11 protein-coding genes are annotated in these 15,872 nt (G+C 71.0%); 4 read left to right on the forward strand and 7 right to left on the reverse strand.

Annotated features, from left to right (window positions below):
- Positions 1-91: 91 nt before the first annotated feature.
- The 4 genes from DY218_RS28015 to DY218_RS28030 all read right to left on the reverse strand — a co-directional run bounded on the left by DY218_RS28015 (position 92) and on the right by DY218_RS28030 (position 4,590).
- On the reverse strand, positions 92-1,300 hold the full coding sequence (locus DY218_RS28015; protein ID WP_128558940.1) for a S8 family peptidase: 1,209 nt from the start codon (positions 1,298-1,300) through the stop codon (positions 92-94).
- A gap of 229 nt (positions 1,301-1,529) precedes the next feature.
- Positions 1,530-2,831 (reverse strand): ABC transporter substrate-binding protein, encoded by a 1,302-nt coding sequence (locus tag DY218_RS28020; RefSeq protein ID WP_128558941.1) that lies wholly within the window; start codon positions 2,829-2,831, stop codon positions 1,530-1,532.
- Positions 2,831-3,664: a carbohydrate ABC transporter permease gene (locus DY218_RS28025; RefSeq protein ID WP_128558942.1), complete on the reverse strand. Its 834-nt coding sequence runs from the start codon at positions 3,662-3,664 to the stop codon at positions 2,831-2,833. The genes DY218_RS28020 and DY218_RS28025 overlap by 1 nt, the downstream gene beginning before the upstream one ends.
- The gene (locus DY218_RS28030; RefSeq protein WP_128558943.1) at positions 3,664-4,590 is read right to left on the reverse strand and encodes a carbohydrate ABC transporter permease; all 927 of its coding nucleotides are present in this window, start codon (positions 4,588-4,590) and stop codon (positions 3,664-3,666) included. The genes DY218_RS28025 and DY218_RS28030 overlap by 1 nt, the downstream gene beginning before the upstream one ends.
- Positions 4,591-4,826: 236 nt before the next feature.
- Here DY218_RS28030 and DY218_RS28035 point away from each other — a divergent pair, with 236 nt between their 5' ends.
- On the forward strand, positions 4,827-5,681 hold the full coding sequence (locus DY218_RS28035; RefSeq protein WP_128558944.1) for a phosphotransferase: 855 nt from the start codon (positions 4,827-4,829) through the stop codon (positions 5,679-5,681).
- Between the two features lie 42 nt (positions 5,682-5,723).
- Here DY218_RS28035 and DY218_RS28040 read toward each other — a convergent pair whose 3' ends face one another.
- Both DY218_RS28040 and DY218_RS28045 read right to left on the reverse strand, forming a co-directional pair.
- Complete coding sequence (locus DY218_RS28040) at positions 5,724-6,437, reverse strand: 3'-5' exonuclease (protein ID WP_128558945.1); 714 nt, start codon at positions 6,435-6,437, stop codon at positions 5,724-5,726.
- Between the two features lie 209 nt (positions 6,438-6,646).
- Positions 6,647-7,894 (reverse strand): SAV2148 family HEPN domain-containing protein, encoded by a 1,248-nt coding sequence (locus tag DY218_RS28045; RefSeq protein ID WP_128558946.1) that lies wholly within the window; start codon positions 7,892-7,894, stop codon positions 6,647-6,649.
- Positions 7,895-8,253: 359 nt separating this feature from the next.
- Between DY218_RS28045 and glgX the strand changes: the two genes are divergently transcribed.
- Positions 8,254-10,380: a glycogen debranching protein GlgX gene (gene glgX / locus DY218_RS28050; protein ID WP_128558947.1), complete on the forward strand. Its 2,127-nt coding sequence runs from the start codon at positions 8,254-8,256 to the stop codon at positions 10,378-10,380.
- Here the strand turns inward: glgX and DY218_RS28055 are convergent.
- Positions 10,355-11,797: an MFS transporter gene (locus tag DY218_RS28055; RefSeq protein ID WP_233521934.1), complete on the reverse strand. Its 1,443-nt coding sequence runs from the start codon at positions 11,795-11,797 to the stop codon at positions 10,355-10,357. The two genes, glgX and DY218_RS28055, sit on opposite strands and share 26 nt — an antisense overlap.
- 81 nt (positions 11,798-11,878) lie before the next feature.
- Between DY218_RS28055 and treY the strand changes: the two genes are divergently transcribed.
- Both treY and DY218_RS28065 read left to right on the forward strand, forming a co-directional pair.
- Positions 11,879-14,404 (forward strand): malto-oligosyltrehalose synthase, encoded by a 2,526-nt coding sequence (gene treY, locus DY218_RS28060; protein ID WP_128558948.1) that lies wholly within the window; start codon positions 11,879-11,881, stop codon positions 14,402-14,404.
- A 102-nt stretch (positions 14,405-14,506) separates the two neighbouring features.
- Complete coding sequence (locus tag DY218_RS28065) at positions 14,507-15,814, forward strand: M14 family zinc carboxypeptidase (protein WP_407703696.1); 1,308 nt, start codon at positions 14,507-14,509, stop codon at positions 15,812-15,814.
- Positions 15,815-15,872: the final 58 nt, after the last annotated feature.

Consider the following 15,872-nt stretch of genomic DNA (forward strand, 5'->3'; position numbering starts at 1 on the left):
AAGCAGCGAGCCGTCGCCCGGCGCAGCGCAGCAGGAGGCGGCCGTCGCGCCCCGTGGGGGAAAGCGCGACGGCCGCCGGTCTTGCGGGTGCTTACTCGGTGACCTTGAGCAGCAGGTTCGGGGTGCCCGGGGACGCGTTGGAGATCGCGTCCGGGGTGGCACCCTCGGTCAGGGCGGTGGCCACATCCTCCGGCGTGGCGTCCTGGTTGCCGGCCAGGTAGACGGCCGCGGCGCCGACGACGTGCGGCGTCGCCATCGACGTACCGGAGATGGTGTTCGTGGCGTCGTCACCGGTGTTCCAGGCGGACGTGATGTCCGAGCCCGGAGCGTAGATGTCGACGATCTCGCCGTAGTTGGAGAAGTCGGACTGCTCGTCGGCGTCGGTGGAGGAGGCGACCGTGATGGCCTCCGGCACGCGGGCCGGCGAGCTCTGGCTCGCGTCCGAGGACTCGTTGCCGGCTGCGACACCGTAGGTGACGCCCGCGGCGATGGACTTCTGGACGGCCGCGTCGAGCGCTTCGTCCGCGCCGCCGCCGAGGCTCATGTTGGCGACGGACGGGCCCTCGTGGTTCTCGGTCACCCAGTCGATGCCCGCGACGACCTGCTCGGTGGTGCCCGAGCCGTTGTCGTCGAGGACGCGGACGGCGACGATGTTCGCCTTCTTGGCGACACCGTGCGCGGCACCGGCGATGGTGCCGGCGACGTGCGTGCCGTGGCCGTTGCCGTCGTCGGCCGAGTCGTCGCCGTCGACCGCGTCGTAGCCGTGCGTCGCGCGGCCCTCGAAGTCCTCGTGGGTGATGCGGACACCGGTGTCGATCACGTACGCGGTGACGCCCTCGCCGGCCGAGTCCGGGTAGGTGTACGCGTCGTCACCGGCGGTCTCGGTCTGGTCGATGCGGTCCAGGCCCCACGACGGCGGGTTGTCCTGGGTGGCGTCGATGGTGAACTTCTTGTTCTGGACGACCTTCTCGACCGCGGGGTCGGCAGCGAGCTGCTTGGCCTCCTTCTCGGACAGGCCCGAGGCGGAGAAGCCGTTGATCGCGGAGGAGTAGTTCTTCTTGAGCTTGCCGCCGTACTCCTTGGCGAGGTCCTGCTTGCCGCTCTTGTCGGTCTTGCCGTCCAGCATGACGATGTAGCTGCCCGCGACCGCGCCCTTGGCGTCGGCGCCGTAGACCTTGCCCTCGGCCGGAGCCGCGGCGCCCGCGAAGGGGCTGGCGAAGATCGTGACACCGACCGCGGTGGCGGCGGTGGCTATCGCGGCGGTGAGCTTCATCGAACGAGCGCGCTTGTGACTTGCCATGAAGAGTGAGCTCCTCGTGGTGTGGGGGGAGTTGTGGGGGGTTGCATAAAGTTGTCGATTCAACCCCCGTAGACCCGGAAGATGTCCGGGGGTTGAGACGAAACCCTGACCGATTGACGCGCGCAGATCAATACCTACATACACCTGTGACTTGTTCAACAAGTTTTCGTAATAATAATTCGGACGCTCTGTGCAAATCGCATGGCACAGCGGCCAGTTGACGCCCGACTCAGCGCTGGTAGCGCGCCAGCACCAGATTGCCGTCCTCGACCAGGCGTTTCTTCAGTTCCACACCGTCGATCGCACCGCTGTAGTACTCCTGAAGGGCGGGCGTGGCCACCTTGTCCTTCCATTCCGGATAGCCGCGTACGGATTGCGCGGGCGCGGTCCGCAACTCTCCGGCGAGCGCCGTCCCGACGGCCCAGCCGTCCTTCTCGCGGCGCAGCGCCGGAGCCTTCAGCGCCTCGGCACCGGTCGGCAGCATCCAGTCGCCCTCGGCGAGCCGCACCATGTTGTCCGGCTGCAGCAGGAAGTCGATGAACTCCATCGCCTCCTTCTTGTGCGCACTGTCCTCGGCGATGGACAAGGTCTGCGGGGAGACTCCCTGCCGCAGGCCCGCGGCGCCCGCCGGGGCCGGCAGCACCTGCCACTCGAAGCCCTTCGGCGCCTGCTGCACCACCTGCTGGCGGTACGAGAAGCCGAGCGGAACCATCGCGTACTTGCCGCCGAAGAAGCCCGGCAGCGTGTCCGAGCCACCCATACCGAGGGTCGAACTCGACGCGCTGCCATCGGTGTTGACCTGGTCGTGGACGGTACGCGGCACCTCCTGGTCGGCCGCGTCGAAGCGGATCTCCACCTTCCCGTCCGCGCCGCGGCGGAAGACCTGGCCGCCGGTGGACAGGGAGAGGTTCAACGTGGCCGAAACAGGCTCCTTCAGAGGCCAGGCCACTCCGTACTTTCCGCCCCCGCTGAGCTCCTTGGTGATCCGGCGGAACTCCGGCCAGCTCCAGGGCTTCTCGGTGGTGGGGATGCGTACGCCGGACTTCTTCAGCCACTTGGCGTTGGCGATCAGCACCCGCGGCTCCTGCAGGAACGGCACTCCGTACACACCCTCGTCGAAGGTGGCCGTCTCCCACGCGGCGTCGGGGATGTCCGAGGTGAGGCGGGACGGGAGCAGCTCGCGCAGATCGGCGAGATAGCCGCCGTACGCGAAGTCCGCGAGGTCGTCGGAGGCGTCGTGGATGATGTCCGGCGCCTCGCCGCCCTCGAAGGAGGTGAGCAGCTGGTCGTGGACGCTGTCCCAGCTGCCCTGGACGTACTTCACCCGCACATCGGGATGGCGGGCGTTCCACTCCTTCACCAGCTGCTTGTTGACGTCGACGGACTCCTTCTGCCAGGCAAGCGACTGGAATTCGAGCGTGATCTTGCCGTCGTCGTCCCCGTCCGAGCCGCTGCAGCCGGACAGGAGCACGGCGAGGGCGGCCGCGGTGGCCGTCAGGATCCGGGGGCGACTCCTCCACGCGCGGCGCATCAGTGCTTCACCGCCCCGGCGAGCATGCCCCCGGTGATCCGCTTCTGGATGAGCGCGAAGATCACCAGGGACGGGATGGTGGCGAGGAAGGCGGCCGCCGCGAGCGGGCCGAGGTCGGCGACGCCCTCGGTGCCGATGAAGCGGTTCAGGATGACGGGCAACGTCTGCTTCTCCGGAGTCTTCAGCAGGACGAGGGCGAAGAAGAACTCGTTCCACGCGGTGATGAAGGCGAACATGGCGGTGGCGACGATCCCGGGCGCGAGCAGCGGTGCGGTGACCGAGACCAGGATGCGCAGCCGTCCGGCGCCGTCCACGGCCGCGGCCTCCTCCAGTTCGGGCGGCACGGCGCGTACGTAGCCGACCAGCATCCACAGGGCGAACGGCAGCGCCCAGACCACATACACCATGATCAGACCTGCCAGGGAATTGATCAGGTGGAAGTTCTTCAGGATCAGGAAGAGCGGGATGATGATCAGGACGAACGGGAAAGCCTGACTGATCACGACCCAGCCGGTGGCCGCCTTCGCGAGCCGGTTCCGGTGACGCGCCATCACGTACGCCATCGGCGTGGCGATCACCACTGCCACCAGGGCCGCGCTCAGCGCCACGATCAGCGAGTTGGCGGTGGCCTGCAGGAGCGGCTGCTCGTCGAAGGCCTGCCGGAAGTTCTCCAGGGTGGGGTTCTCGGGGATCCAGGTGGGGTGCAGGCTGCCCAGTTCCGCGGCCGGCTTGAACGCGGTGGAGATCAGCCAGACGAACGGGAAGGCCAGGAAGACGAGATAGGCGAGGAGGGCCAGGTACTGCGCGGCGCGCACGGGCCTCGAGGTACGCATCAGCTCGTGTCACCTCCGCGCAACCTGCCCACCAGGTAGAACGCGAGGATCACGGAGATCACCGCGACCATCACACAGCCCATCGCCGCCGCGTAGCCGAACTGCCCGTAGCGGAAGGCCTCTTCGTAGGCGAAGAGCATCGGCAGCCGGGTGCGGCCGCCGGGCCCGCCCTGGGTGAGTACGTAGACCAGGGCGAAGGAGTTGAAGTTCCAGATGAAGTTCAGGGCCGAGATGGCCAGGGCGACGGGCTTGATCGCCGGCCAGGTCACGGTCCGGAAGCGGCGCCAGGCTCCGGCGCCGTCCATCGCCGCCGCCTCGTGCAGTTCGCGCGGTGTGTTCTGCAGGCCGGCGAGCAGGGCGACCGTCGTCTGGGGCATGCCCGCCCAGATGCCGACGACGATGACGGCGAGCAGTGCGGTGGCGGTGCCGGTCAGCCAGTCGCGGCCGCCGCCGAGGCCGAGATCGGCCAGCGTTTCGTTGAGCACGCCCGCGTCCGGGTGGTAGACGAGGCGCCACATGATGCCGACGACCACCTCGGGCATCGCCCAGGGGATGATCGCCAGCGCCCTCGCCAGCCAGCGGAAGCGCAGGTCCTGGTTGAGCAGCAGGGCCAGGCCGAGGGCGAGCAGGAACTGTGGGACCGTCACCCCGACCGCCCACAGCAGGCCGATGCGGAACGAGTCCCAGAAGAGGGTGTCGTGCGCCAGGTCCTGGAAGTTCAGCAGTCCGACCCACTGGGTCGCGGCGGTACGTCCCGACTGGGCGTCCGTGAACGACAGGGCGATGCCGTACAACAGCGGCCCGACGCTCAGCACCAGGATGGGGATGAGCGCCGGCAGGACCAGGAACCACGCGCCGTAGTCGGCCGGCGGTCCCTGCGACGGCGCGCCCTTCCGCGGCCGCTTCGTCGCGGTCGACAGTGTCACGGGAGCGGCTCCTTCGGGCGGTGTGTGGGGGACCCGTGGGGAGACACCGCCTGGTCCTTGCGAGCGTTACGCGCCGTGTTCGCCCCGGGTGGGCTCCGTCATCGTGCTGACGTGACCTGCAAACGTCAAGCGGCCGCGCGCACCTCGTGGCCTGTACGAATGGGAGACTGAGCGGGGTCGACGGCGGTGCCGGCGGCACCCGCACCAGTCGCACGCAAGGCCGTGGGAGGCAACTGATGGACGAGGCTCGGGCTCGCGAGCTCCTGGACGGAGCCGGCCTCGACCCCGGGGCCGAGCTGCTCTCGCTCGGTGAGAACGCGGTCTTCACCGACGGCAGCGTGGTCGTCAAGGTCGGCCGGGACGCCCCCGAACTCCTCGAGCGTGCCACCCGCGAACTGCTCGTCGCGGACTGGCTCGAGCAGTGCGAGGTCCCCGCGGTCCGGGCCGCCGAGCCGAAGCCGCGACTGGTCGACGGTCACCCGCTGACGGTCTGGCACGGCATCGGACCCGCGGTCAGGCCCGTCGAGCCCGCCGATCTGGCGGGGCTGCTCCGGCAGGTGCACGCACTGCCCGCGCCGCCCTTCGCGCTGCCGCGCCGGGAGTTGCTCGGCGGTGTGGAGCGCTGGCTGCGGCTCGCCGGAGACGCCGTCGACCCGGCCGACGCCGCCTATCTGCGCGAGCGGAGGGACGGCTTCGCCGACGCGGCCGCCGCGCTCACCGCGCACCTGGAGCCCGGCCCCATCCATGGGGACGCGCTGCCGCGCAATGTCCATGTCGGCCCCGGCGGCCCGGTCCTGGTGGATCTGGAGACCTTCTCCACGGATCTGCGGGAGCACGACCTCGTGGTGATGGCGCTGTCCGCCGACCGCTACGGGCTGCCCGCCGAGTCCTACACCTCCTTCGTCACGACGTACGGCTGGGACGTACGCGAATGGGACGGGTGCGCTGTGCTGCGCGGGGCACGCGAGACGGCGAGCTGTGCCTGGGTGGCGCAGCACGCACCGAGCAATCCCAAGGCGCTGGTCGAGTTCCGGCGCCGGGTGGCCTCGCTGCGGGACGGGGACACGGCTGTGCGCTGGTATCCCTTCTGAGCTTCCGGCACAGGACCCAACTCCGCTCCCCGACGGCCGAGTTCACCGCGGACGCGGGATGACCGGCCAGGCCTGCTCGACCGTCGCCCGGGGATTGGAGGTGCGTCGCAGATAGCGCTGCAGGGACGCCGCCTGGTCGGCCGCCGCGCGGACCTGGAGCTCGTGCAGATCCGCCGGCGCCAGGGCGCCTATGTCCGCGTGCTGTGCGCCCATCCGCCGGGCCGCCCGGGCCGCGGCCACCGCATCGGCCACCGCGTCGTGCGCCTCGCTGAGCTGTACGCCGTAGTGCTCGCAGAGCGCCTGGAGATTCCGCTTGCCCTTCCGGTACCGGTCGACGTGCTTGTCGAGGACCAGCGGGTCGATGACCGGAGAGGCCTGTCCGCGCACACGCTCCGCCAGGGGCGCCGTGCCGTGCCGGCGGCATTCGCGGTCGAGCAGCGAGAGGTCGTATCGAGCGTTCATCACGACCAGGGGTGTCCCCGATGCCAGGGCCTCGGCGATGGTGGTGGTGATCTCTTCGATCGCCGGAGCGGCCGGAGTGCCGTGCAGCCGGGCGTGCTCCGTGGAGATGCCGTGTATCGCCGTGGCCTCGGCCGGGATGGGGACACCCGGGTCGAGCAGCCAGGTCCTGACGTCCGGCCGCTGGTCCGCCGGATCCACCGCCACCACGGCGGCGGTGACGATCCGGTCGGTCTCGATGTCCGTGCCCGTCGTCTCCAGGTCGAAGGCCACCAGCGGCCCGCTGAACCAACTCATCGCAGGCTCCCACCCGTCGTCCCCGCTCCGGACCCGCCCGACGGCTCGCTGTGCCGGCTCATCCAGCCCCTCCTTCGTGAAGCTCCCCCATGTGCCGTTCACACTCCCATGCGCCACTGACAATCCGATGGGTGCGTTCCGCTTGTGCTCTGCGTACGGCATGGGGCGGCAGGTCGACCGGAAGGAACGAATCGATAAGGAAAGGCCTTTCAGGACACAGGACGCGAATCCGCCCAGACCGACTCGAACTCCTCGCGGTACGTCTCGAAGAGCCCTTCGGGGCCCACATCGCCGTCGTCGGACCTGACCACCCGCCGGCCGCCCCGCAGCACGAGCACGGGCGCCTCCATCCCCCGGGTGCGCCGCAGATACGACTGGATCACGGCGATGCCGTCCGAGCCGTCGCCGTCCACCAGATAGGCCGTGAAGCGCGGCGTCTCGTCGAAGACGTGGATCTCGAAGGCGCCGGGATCGCGCAGCCGGGACCGCACCCGGCGCATATGGAGGATGTTCATCTCCACCGACCGGCTCAATTCGCCCTTCTTCAGGCCGAGTTCGCGCTCCCGCCGCTTGACCGCGCTGCTGGCGGGATTGAGGAAGAGCAGCCGGACCCGGCAGCCGGACTCGGCCAGTCTGACCAGGCGTCGGCCGGAGAAGTTCTGCACCAGGAGATTGAGGCCTATGCCGGCCGCGTCGAGCCGGCGGGCGCCGCCGAAGATGTCCTCGGCGGGGAACTGCCGCAACAGCCGCACCCGGTCGGGGTGCACGCCGACCACGTCCGCGTAGCGGTCGCCGACCAGGTCCTCCACGGCGTCCACCGGCAACCGGCGCGACGAGGGCAGTTCGGTGTCCGCGCCGAGTATGTCGAGCAGCCGGGTCGAGGCGCGCTCGGCCTGGGCCAGGACGGTCTCGGACAGGGCGCGGTTGCGGGAGACCACATTGCGGGTGACCTCGAGCTCGTCCAGGGCGAGTTCCACGTCCCGGCGGTCGTCGAAGTACGGCTCGAAGCACGGCCAGTGCTGGACCATCAGCTCGCGCAGCTGGGGCAGAGTGAGGAAGCTCAGCACATTGTCGTCGGCCGGGTCGAGCAGATAGCCCTTGCGTCTGCTCACCTCCCGGACGGCGACGGCCCGCTGCACCCACTCCTGGCCGGCGGGACCGGCCGCGGCGACCACCCAGTCGTCGCCGTGCACCGGTTCGTAGATCGGCCGCAGTACGGCCGCGACGACGGCACGCAGCCGCTGTTCGACCAGATTCAGCCAGATGTAGGCGCGTCCTGCCCGCTGTGCGCGGGTGCGCACCTCACGCCAGGCGTCGACACCCCAGTCCAGTTCCGGTCCGATCTGCGATCCCGCGTCCACCGGCCGCGCCAGGGACACCGTCGAGGGCGGAGCGTCCGTGGAGCTCCCCTCGCGACCCTCGTCGCCAGGGGGCAGCTCCAGCCCTCCCGAGCCCACCCATGCACCGCCTTCCGTTCCCCCCGGGGCCGGACGGCATGCCTGTGCCGCGCCGTGAATTCCCTGTTCAACGATCAAGGAAGGGTACTCCGCGACCGGCGGGCGGTGCAGCCGGATGCGCAGGCTTCTCGGCCCAACTCCGTTGTTCCACTTCGCCGTTCCTCGGGACAGGGGTCCACGGTAGTGAGCGGAGTCATAGCGCGGACGGAGTTCGGCCACTCGGCATTGCCGTCGAACGGAGCGGGACGGCGCCGTGAAACCAGCCACCAATAGGGCATTCGCTCAACCGGCGCACTTTCGAGGGGAGTCTCGGCGAACCGGCACCCGATCCGGGCCCGGTCCATGGAAGAGTCCCCTCCATGCAGGTCTGGCCTGGACAGGCGTACCCACTCGGTGCCGCGTACGACGGCGCCGGCACCAACTTCGCGGTCTTCTCGGAGGCCGCCGACCGGATCGAACTGTGTCTGCTGCACGACGACGGGTCCGAGACCGCCGTCGAGTTGCGCGAGGCGGACGCCTTCGTGCGGCACGCCTACCTGCCCGGGGTGATGCCAGGGCAGCGCTACGGCTTCCGGGTGCACGGCCCGTACGCCCCGGAGCGTGGGCAGCGGTGCAATTCGGCCAAGCTGCTTCTCGACCCCTACGCGCGCGCGGTCAGCGGCAGCATCCAGTGGGGCGAGGAGGTGTACGGCTACCACTTCGGCGCCCCGGACCGGCGCAACGACCTCGACTCGGCTCCCCACACCATGACTTCGGTCGTGGTCAATCCGTACTTCGACTGGGGCGACGACCGGGCGCCGCGCACTCCGTACCACGAGACCGTGCTCTACGAGGCCCATGTGAAGGGCCTGACGATGCTTCACCCGGCCCTCCCCGAGGAGCAGCGCGGCACATACGCGGCCCTGGCGCACCCGGCCGTGATCGAGCACCTGACGGAGCTCGGGGTGACCGCGATCGAGCTGATGCCGGTGCACCAGTTCGTCAACGACCACCGGCTGACCGACCTCGGCCTCGCCAACTACTGGGGCTACAACACGATCGGCTTCTTCGCCCCGCACAACGGCTACGCCTCCTGGGGCGACCGCGGCCAGCAGGTCCTCGAGTTCAAGTCGGCCGTACGGGCCCTGCACCAGGCGGGCATCGAGGTCATCCTGGACGTGGTCTACAACCACACGGCCGAGGGCAATCACCTGGGCCCCACGCTCTCCTTCCGCGGCCTGGACAACGCCTCCTACTACCGGCTCTCGGCGGACCGGCGCTATTACACGGACACCACAGGGACGGGGAATTCGCTGCTCATGCGGTCCCCGCACGTGCTGCAGATGATCATGGACTCACTGCGCTACTGGGTCACCGAGATGCATGTGGACGGATTCCGCTTCGACCTCGCGGCCACACTGGCCCGGCAGTTCCACGAGGTGGACCGGCTGTCCTCGTTCTTCGACCTGGTGCAGCAGGATCCGGTGGTGTCCCGGGTGAAGCTGATCGCGGAGCCCTGGGACGTCGGTGAGGGCGGCTACCAGGTGGGCAACTTCCCGCCCCTGTGGACCGAGTGGAACGGCAAGTACCGCGACACGGTGCGCGATCTGTGGCGCGGTGAGCCGCGCACGCTCGCCGAGTTCGCCTCGCGCCTGACCGGCTCCTCGGACCTGTACCAGGACGACGGCAGGCGCCCGCTCGCCTCCATCAACTTCGTGACCTGCCACGACGGGTTCACGCTGCGCGACCTGGTGTCGTACAACGACAAGCACAACGAGGCGAACGGCGAGGACAACCGCGACGGCGAGAACCACAACCGCTCCTGGAACTGCGGTACGGAGGGCGAATCGGACGACCCGCGGATCCTCGCCCTGCGTCAGCGGCAGGCCCGGAACTTCATCGCGACGCTGATGCTGTCCCAGGGCGTGCCGATGCTCAGCCACGGTGACGAACTGGCCCGCACCCAGTGGGGGAACAACAACGCCTACTGCCAGGACGGTCCGCTGTCCTGGGTGCACTGGCCGGACCCGGTGGACGGCGAGGGCGGGGAGGACGCGCTGCTCGCCTTCACCCGGGCAATGACCTGGCTGCGGCGCGACCATCCGGTCTTCCGCCGCAGGAGGTTCTTCCACGGCCGGCCGGTGCAGGGGACGCACGACGAGCTGACCGACATCGCCTGGTTCACTCCGCAGGGGCAGGAGATGGCCCGCGAGGACTGGTCCCGTGCACAGGCGCGCGCGCTGAGCGTGTTTCTGAACGGGAACTCGATCTCGGAGCCGGGGCAGCGCGGGGAGGCCATCCACGACGATTCGTTCCTGCTGATGTTCAACGCCTCCGACGAGCCCATCGAGTTCGTGGTGCCCACCGACCACGGGCAGCAGTGGCAGGTCGTGGTCGACACGGCGCGCAGTGAGCCGGTGCCGCCGATGCGCGGGGCGAAGCTCGGGGCCGGTGAGCGCGTGACGCTGGTGGACCGCAGCCTCACCGTGCTGCAGCGGCCGGCCTGACGTCGTCCCGCGGCACCGTCCCGCCGGAGTCGCCGCGACCCCGTACGCCCGCGTACAGGGCCACGCCGAAGGCTGCCACGGCGGCGGTGCTGCCCACGGTGAAGGCGGCCCATGCCCCGTACGACTCGGCCAGTCGCCCGGCGACCGCCAGGGTGACGGCCTGCCCGCCGACCAGGCAGCCGTTCGCGACCGTCATGCCCTCGGCGAGGCGGACCCGGGGCACCGCCCGCTCGGTGAGCGCGAACCCGGTGATCATGTTGGGTGCGAAGGCGGCGCCGAAGAGCACCACGGCCAGATAGAGGGCGGTCATGGAGCCGGCCCCGATCAGCGGCAGCGAGAGCACGGCGGCGAGCGCCGTGACGGCCCGCCAGCGGGTGGCCAGTGTGATGCGTTCCGGTACGGCGCCCATGGACAGGCCGCTGATGGCGCTGGTCACGCCCATCGCCGCGTAGACGAGTCCCGCCTGGTCCGCGGAGGCCAGTTCGCCGCTCAGTGCGGTGATTCCGGCGCCGCAGGCACCTAGCAGCACGCCGAGACAGACCAGGCCGACACGGACGACGTGCACCTCGCGGGGCATGGGCGGCAGAGGTGGGCGGATCCGGGGATCACGCGCGCGTGAAGACATTTTTGCCTCTCCACGCGCGCGTGGAGACGTATGTGCCTGTCCACGCGCGCGTGGCGGTTCGGTGCCGGGCGCGCGGCCCGTCGGATGCAGCGCGAAGGCGGTACCGCACACCCCGACGAGCAGGGCACCCGCCACGAAGGCGTGCGCGGGGTAGCCGACCACTGCCGCGAGACCGACGGCGGCCGGGCCGAGCACGAACGACAGCTCGTCCATCGTGCTCTCCATGGACATCACCGCGTTCACCATGCGGTTCGACGCGCCCCGGCGCCGGACGATGGCCACCACGCGCGCCCTGCCGAGCGGTCCGATCCCCGGGACGGTGGCACCGGCCAGGGTGCCGAGCGGGACCAGGGCCCACAGCGGCAGCCGGAGCAGCGCCGCCAGGGTGAAGACCAGGATCGCCGTGGCGTTCAGGAGGCTCAGGGCGAGCACGACGGTGCGCTGCCCCCTGCGGTCGGCGAGCCGGCCCACCAACGGGCCGAGCGCCACCTGCCCGAGCGCCAGCGCACATCCGGTGACGCCGCCCACGGCCAGCGATCCGCTGGTCTCGGTGACGAGCAGGACGCTGCCCATCTGGATCATCGCGGTGGGCAGTCGGCCGAGGAACGACACGACGGGGAGCAGCGGTCCGGTGATCCGCAGGATCGCGGCGAAGCGGGCGAGGACGCCGCCGGCGACGGGCTCGGACGCGGTGCCGGTGTGGGTCTGGGTGCGGGTGTCGGTACCGGTTTCGGGGCGGTCCTGCAGGGCGTCTGACGGCGTGTTGGTTCCGCTCGCTGGTCCCGTTGGCATCGTTCGAAGCTAGCCGCGCTCCCCCGCCCGTACGCATGCGGTGATGACACGAATCGGGACGGCGCGGGTACGTAGCTTCGCATGAGCCCTGTGCCGCCGAGCAGCCCCGACGAACCGACCACACCGCCCGCACGGCGCACGCCCGTGGGACGGGCCCACGAGGCGCCCGCGCCGGCCGTGGCCGATCCGCCGACGGCGACCTACCGGTTGCAGCTCCAGCCGCGGTTCCCGTTCGCCGCCGCCGAGGCCGCCGTCCCTCATCTGGCCGCACTGGGCGTATCGCATCTGCATCTGTCCCCCGTCCTGGAGGCGGTGCCCGGTTCCACCCACGGCTACGACGTCGTCGACCACGCGCGCGTGCGCGAGGAACTCGGCGGTGAGGACGGCCTCCGTGCCCTGTCGGCGACGGCCCGCGCGCACGGACTCGGCCTGATCGTCGACATCGTGCCCAACCACATGGCCGCCGTGCCGGACGCCAACCACGCACTCTGGGAGGTGCTGCGCGAGGGCCCCCAGTCCCCGTACGCGCAGTGGTTCGACATCGACTGGGACCGGCACGACGGCGTGCTGCTGCTGCCCGTGCTCCCGCACCGGCGCGAGGCGGTGCTCGACGGTTTCCGGGTGGACGGCCGGGTGCTGCACCACGGGCAGCGGTCCTACCCGCTGCGCCCGGGCACCGAGGAACGGCCGCTCGACAAGCTCCTCGACGAGCAGTGGTACCGCCTGGCCTGGTGGCGCCTGGCCCGCACCGACATCAACTACCGGCGCTTCTTCACCATTTCGGACCTGATCGCAGTCCGGGTGGAGGACCCCGAGGTCTTCGAGGCCACCCACCGCACCGTGCTCGGGCTGCTGCGCTCCGGCGTCGTGGACGGGCTGCGGATCGACCATCCGGACGGGCTCGCCGACCCGGGAGCGTATCTGCGGACCCTGCACGGGGCGAGCGGCGGGTGCTGGACCGTCGTCGAGAAGATCCTCGCCGACGGCGAACTGCTGCCGCCGACATGGCCCGTCGCGGGGACCACGGGCTACGACGCGCTGCGGCACATCGACGGCCTCTTCGTGGACCCGGCCGGCGCCGGCGAACTCCTCGGCCGGTACCGGAGTTTCGCCGCGCCGCCGGACGACCTCGGCGGCGACTGGGAGCGCACCGTACGCAGGGCGGCCAGGGAGGTCGTGACCCACGACCTGGCCGCCGAGGTCGACCGTCTGGTCCGCTCGGCGGCCTCCTGCGCCGCCGCGGCCGGGCATCCGGACCACGCGCCGTGGGCGCTGCGCACGGCGCTGCAGGAGCTCCTGGTGCGCGTCCCGGTGTACCGCCCGTACGGCACCGGGGAGGCCGCCCGCGCCGTACTGCGGGCCTCGGACGCGGCGCAGGCCCGGGAGGCGTTCACGGTCCCCGAGGAGGGGCTCGCGGTCGATGTGGTGCATGCCCTGCTGGTCGGCGACGAAGGCGGTGACGGGCCCGAACTCCGGGCGTTCCGGGCCCGTTTCGCGCAGACCTCGTCCGCGCTGCGTGCCAAGGCCGTCGAGGACACCGCCTGCTACCGCCACGTCCCGCTGCTCTCGGCGTGCGAGGTCGGCGGCGATCCGGGAAGGCCCGCGCTGCCGCCCACCGGCTTCCATGCCTTCTGCGCGCGCATGCAGCACGACCGGCCGGACTCCGGGACGGTCCTGTCCACGCACGACACCAAGCGCAGCGCGGACGTGCGGGCCACGATCGCCGTTCTGACCGAATGCCCGGACCGCTGGGCGCAGTTGCTGACCGAGGTCGGGCCGGATTCGTCCGGAGATCCGGCCGCCGGGGGCGTCGACCGGTCTCTGGTGTGGGCGGCCTGGCAGACCGCCTTCGGGCTCGGTCCGGCGGACGGCGACCGGCTGCGCGACGCGATGCTGAAGCATGCGCGGGAGGCCGGACTGCACACCACATGGACCGAGCCCGACGCCGGCTACGAGGACGCGGTGAGGGAGTTCATGACGAGTGGCCCCTGCGGCGCCTCCGGAGTCGCCGCCCTCGCCGGGCTCAGCGAGACGCTGCGTCCACACATCCTGGCGAACGTCCTGGGCGCCACCCTGCTGCACCTCACCATGCCCGGCGTACCGGACCTCTACCAGGGCACGGAACGGCTCCACCGGGTCCTCGTCGACCCGGACAACCGCCGGCCGGTGGAGTTCGCTCCCCGCGGACCGAGCGCCGGCGAACCGGCCGTCGACCGGCTCAAGCCGGACGTGACCCGCGCGGCGCTCCGCCTGCGCCGCGACGACCCGGCCGCCTTCGGAGCCTCGGGGACGTATCGCCCGCTGATCGCCGTCGGGCCCGCAGCGGAACACTGCGTGGCGTTCACGCGCTCCGAGCGGGTGGTGAGCGCGGCGACCCGGCTGTCGCTGCGCCTCGCGCGGTCCGGCGGCTGGCAGGACACCGAACTGCCCCTTCCGGACGGCACGTTCGTGGACGCCGTCGCGTTGCACGCGCGCGAGGAGGCCCATCGGCGGACCCCCGATACGACGGCGGACGGGCCCGCCCCTGAAGTACGGCAATTCCGTGGCCACGCGCGCGTGGCGGACCTGTTCGCGGACCGTCCGGTGGCCCTCCTGGTGAGGCGCTGACCGTACGCCGTTGAAAGTCGGCAAAGGACGGCTCGCGAGCGCTTGACAGCTGGTCCGACGCGTGGCGTACTGCGGATGCGCACGTCGGCGGACCTTACGGGGGTGAGTCACCTGACGGGCCAGCGCTATCTCACCGAGCCGGAACTCTTAGCATCCGCAAGGGCGTTGAGCGGGAGTCGGCCTGACCTGTGCAGGCTGCGGCGCGTCGGCCGGTCCCGGGCGGGCCGTCCGATCAGCCTCCTCTCGGTGGGCCGGGCGCGGCGGAGTGTTCTGGTGGTCGCGGGCGCGCATGCGAACGAACCGGTGGGCGGACCCACCACGCTCAGCCTCGTCGAGCGGGTGCTGCAGGACGGTGCCCTGCGGGCCGCCACGTCCTGGCACTTCCTGCTGTGCGCCGACCCGGACGGTGCGGCTCTGCACCACAGCCTCTCGCCCACCTCGCTCTACGACTACCACCGGCGGTTCTTCCGCCCGGCGGGACCCGAGCAGCCCGAGTGGGCGCCCTCGGTGCTGCCGCCGGAGCGCCTGCCGCCGGAGACGCGGGCGCTGCTCCGGGTGATCGACGAGGTGCGCCCGTACCTCCAGGTGTCGCTGCACGGTACGGACATGGGCGGCAGCTGGGTACAGCTGACCCGGGACATCCCGGGGCTCGCCGAGCCGTTCGCCAAGTCCGCGGCCCAGTTGCACATCCCGGTGGAGACGAACACCTCGGACGCGGCGGGCTGGCCGGTGTCCGGGCCCGGTGTCCATGTGATGCCGGAGCCGGGGACGGACACCTCGTTCCCCAGCCTGCCGGACGACTGGACCCGTTCGACCTGGCACCACGCCCACCGCTACGGCGGGCTCACGGCGATCGTCGAGGTGCCGATGTGGGCCAGCGACCTGGTGGACGACCCGGCGCGGCATCCGGCCGCGCCTGCGGCGATGGAGCGGATCGCCCGGCGGCTCGGTGAACAGGCCGGGCAGGTCGAGGAGTTCCTCGTCGGCGCGGGACTCGGCGAAGGCGACGATGACGACGGCGACGGCGACGGCGCCGCGAACGGCGGGGAAGGGCTCGTGCCCGCCGGTGTCGCACCGCTCCTGCGGGCCTCCCGGTGGGCTCTCGGGCTGGCTCCCGGTCTCGCCCGCGACTGGCTTGCTCCGCCGCCGCCGGGCGCCTCGATGACGTATGTGAGCAGCATCGATGCCTTCGGACGGCGGATACCGCTGCGGGCCGCGGCGATGCTGCTCCGCGTACTGCGCGAGACGGGTCACCCCAGTGCGCCGCGGCTCGACGAGCTGGTGGCCCACTGGTCGGACGCGTTCGCCGGGCATTTCCGGGCCCGCTGGGTGCCGGTCGAGCACCAGGCGGAGCATCAGGCCCGCACCGTGATCGCGGCCGCCCGTCATGCACGGATGACCGCCCTGTGAGTCCGGGCACCCGCACCTCCCCCATGGCCTCCCGGCCGAACGCACACGCGCGCGTGCC

Origin of the sequence: Streptomyces triticagri, from assembly GCF_003429565.1 — a bacterium.
Classification (GTDB): Bacteria; Actinomycetota; Actinomycetes; order Streptomycetales; family Streptomycetaceae; genus Streptomyces; species Streptomyces triticagri.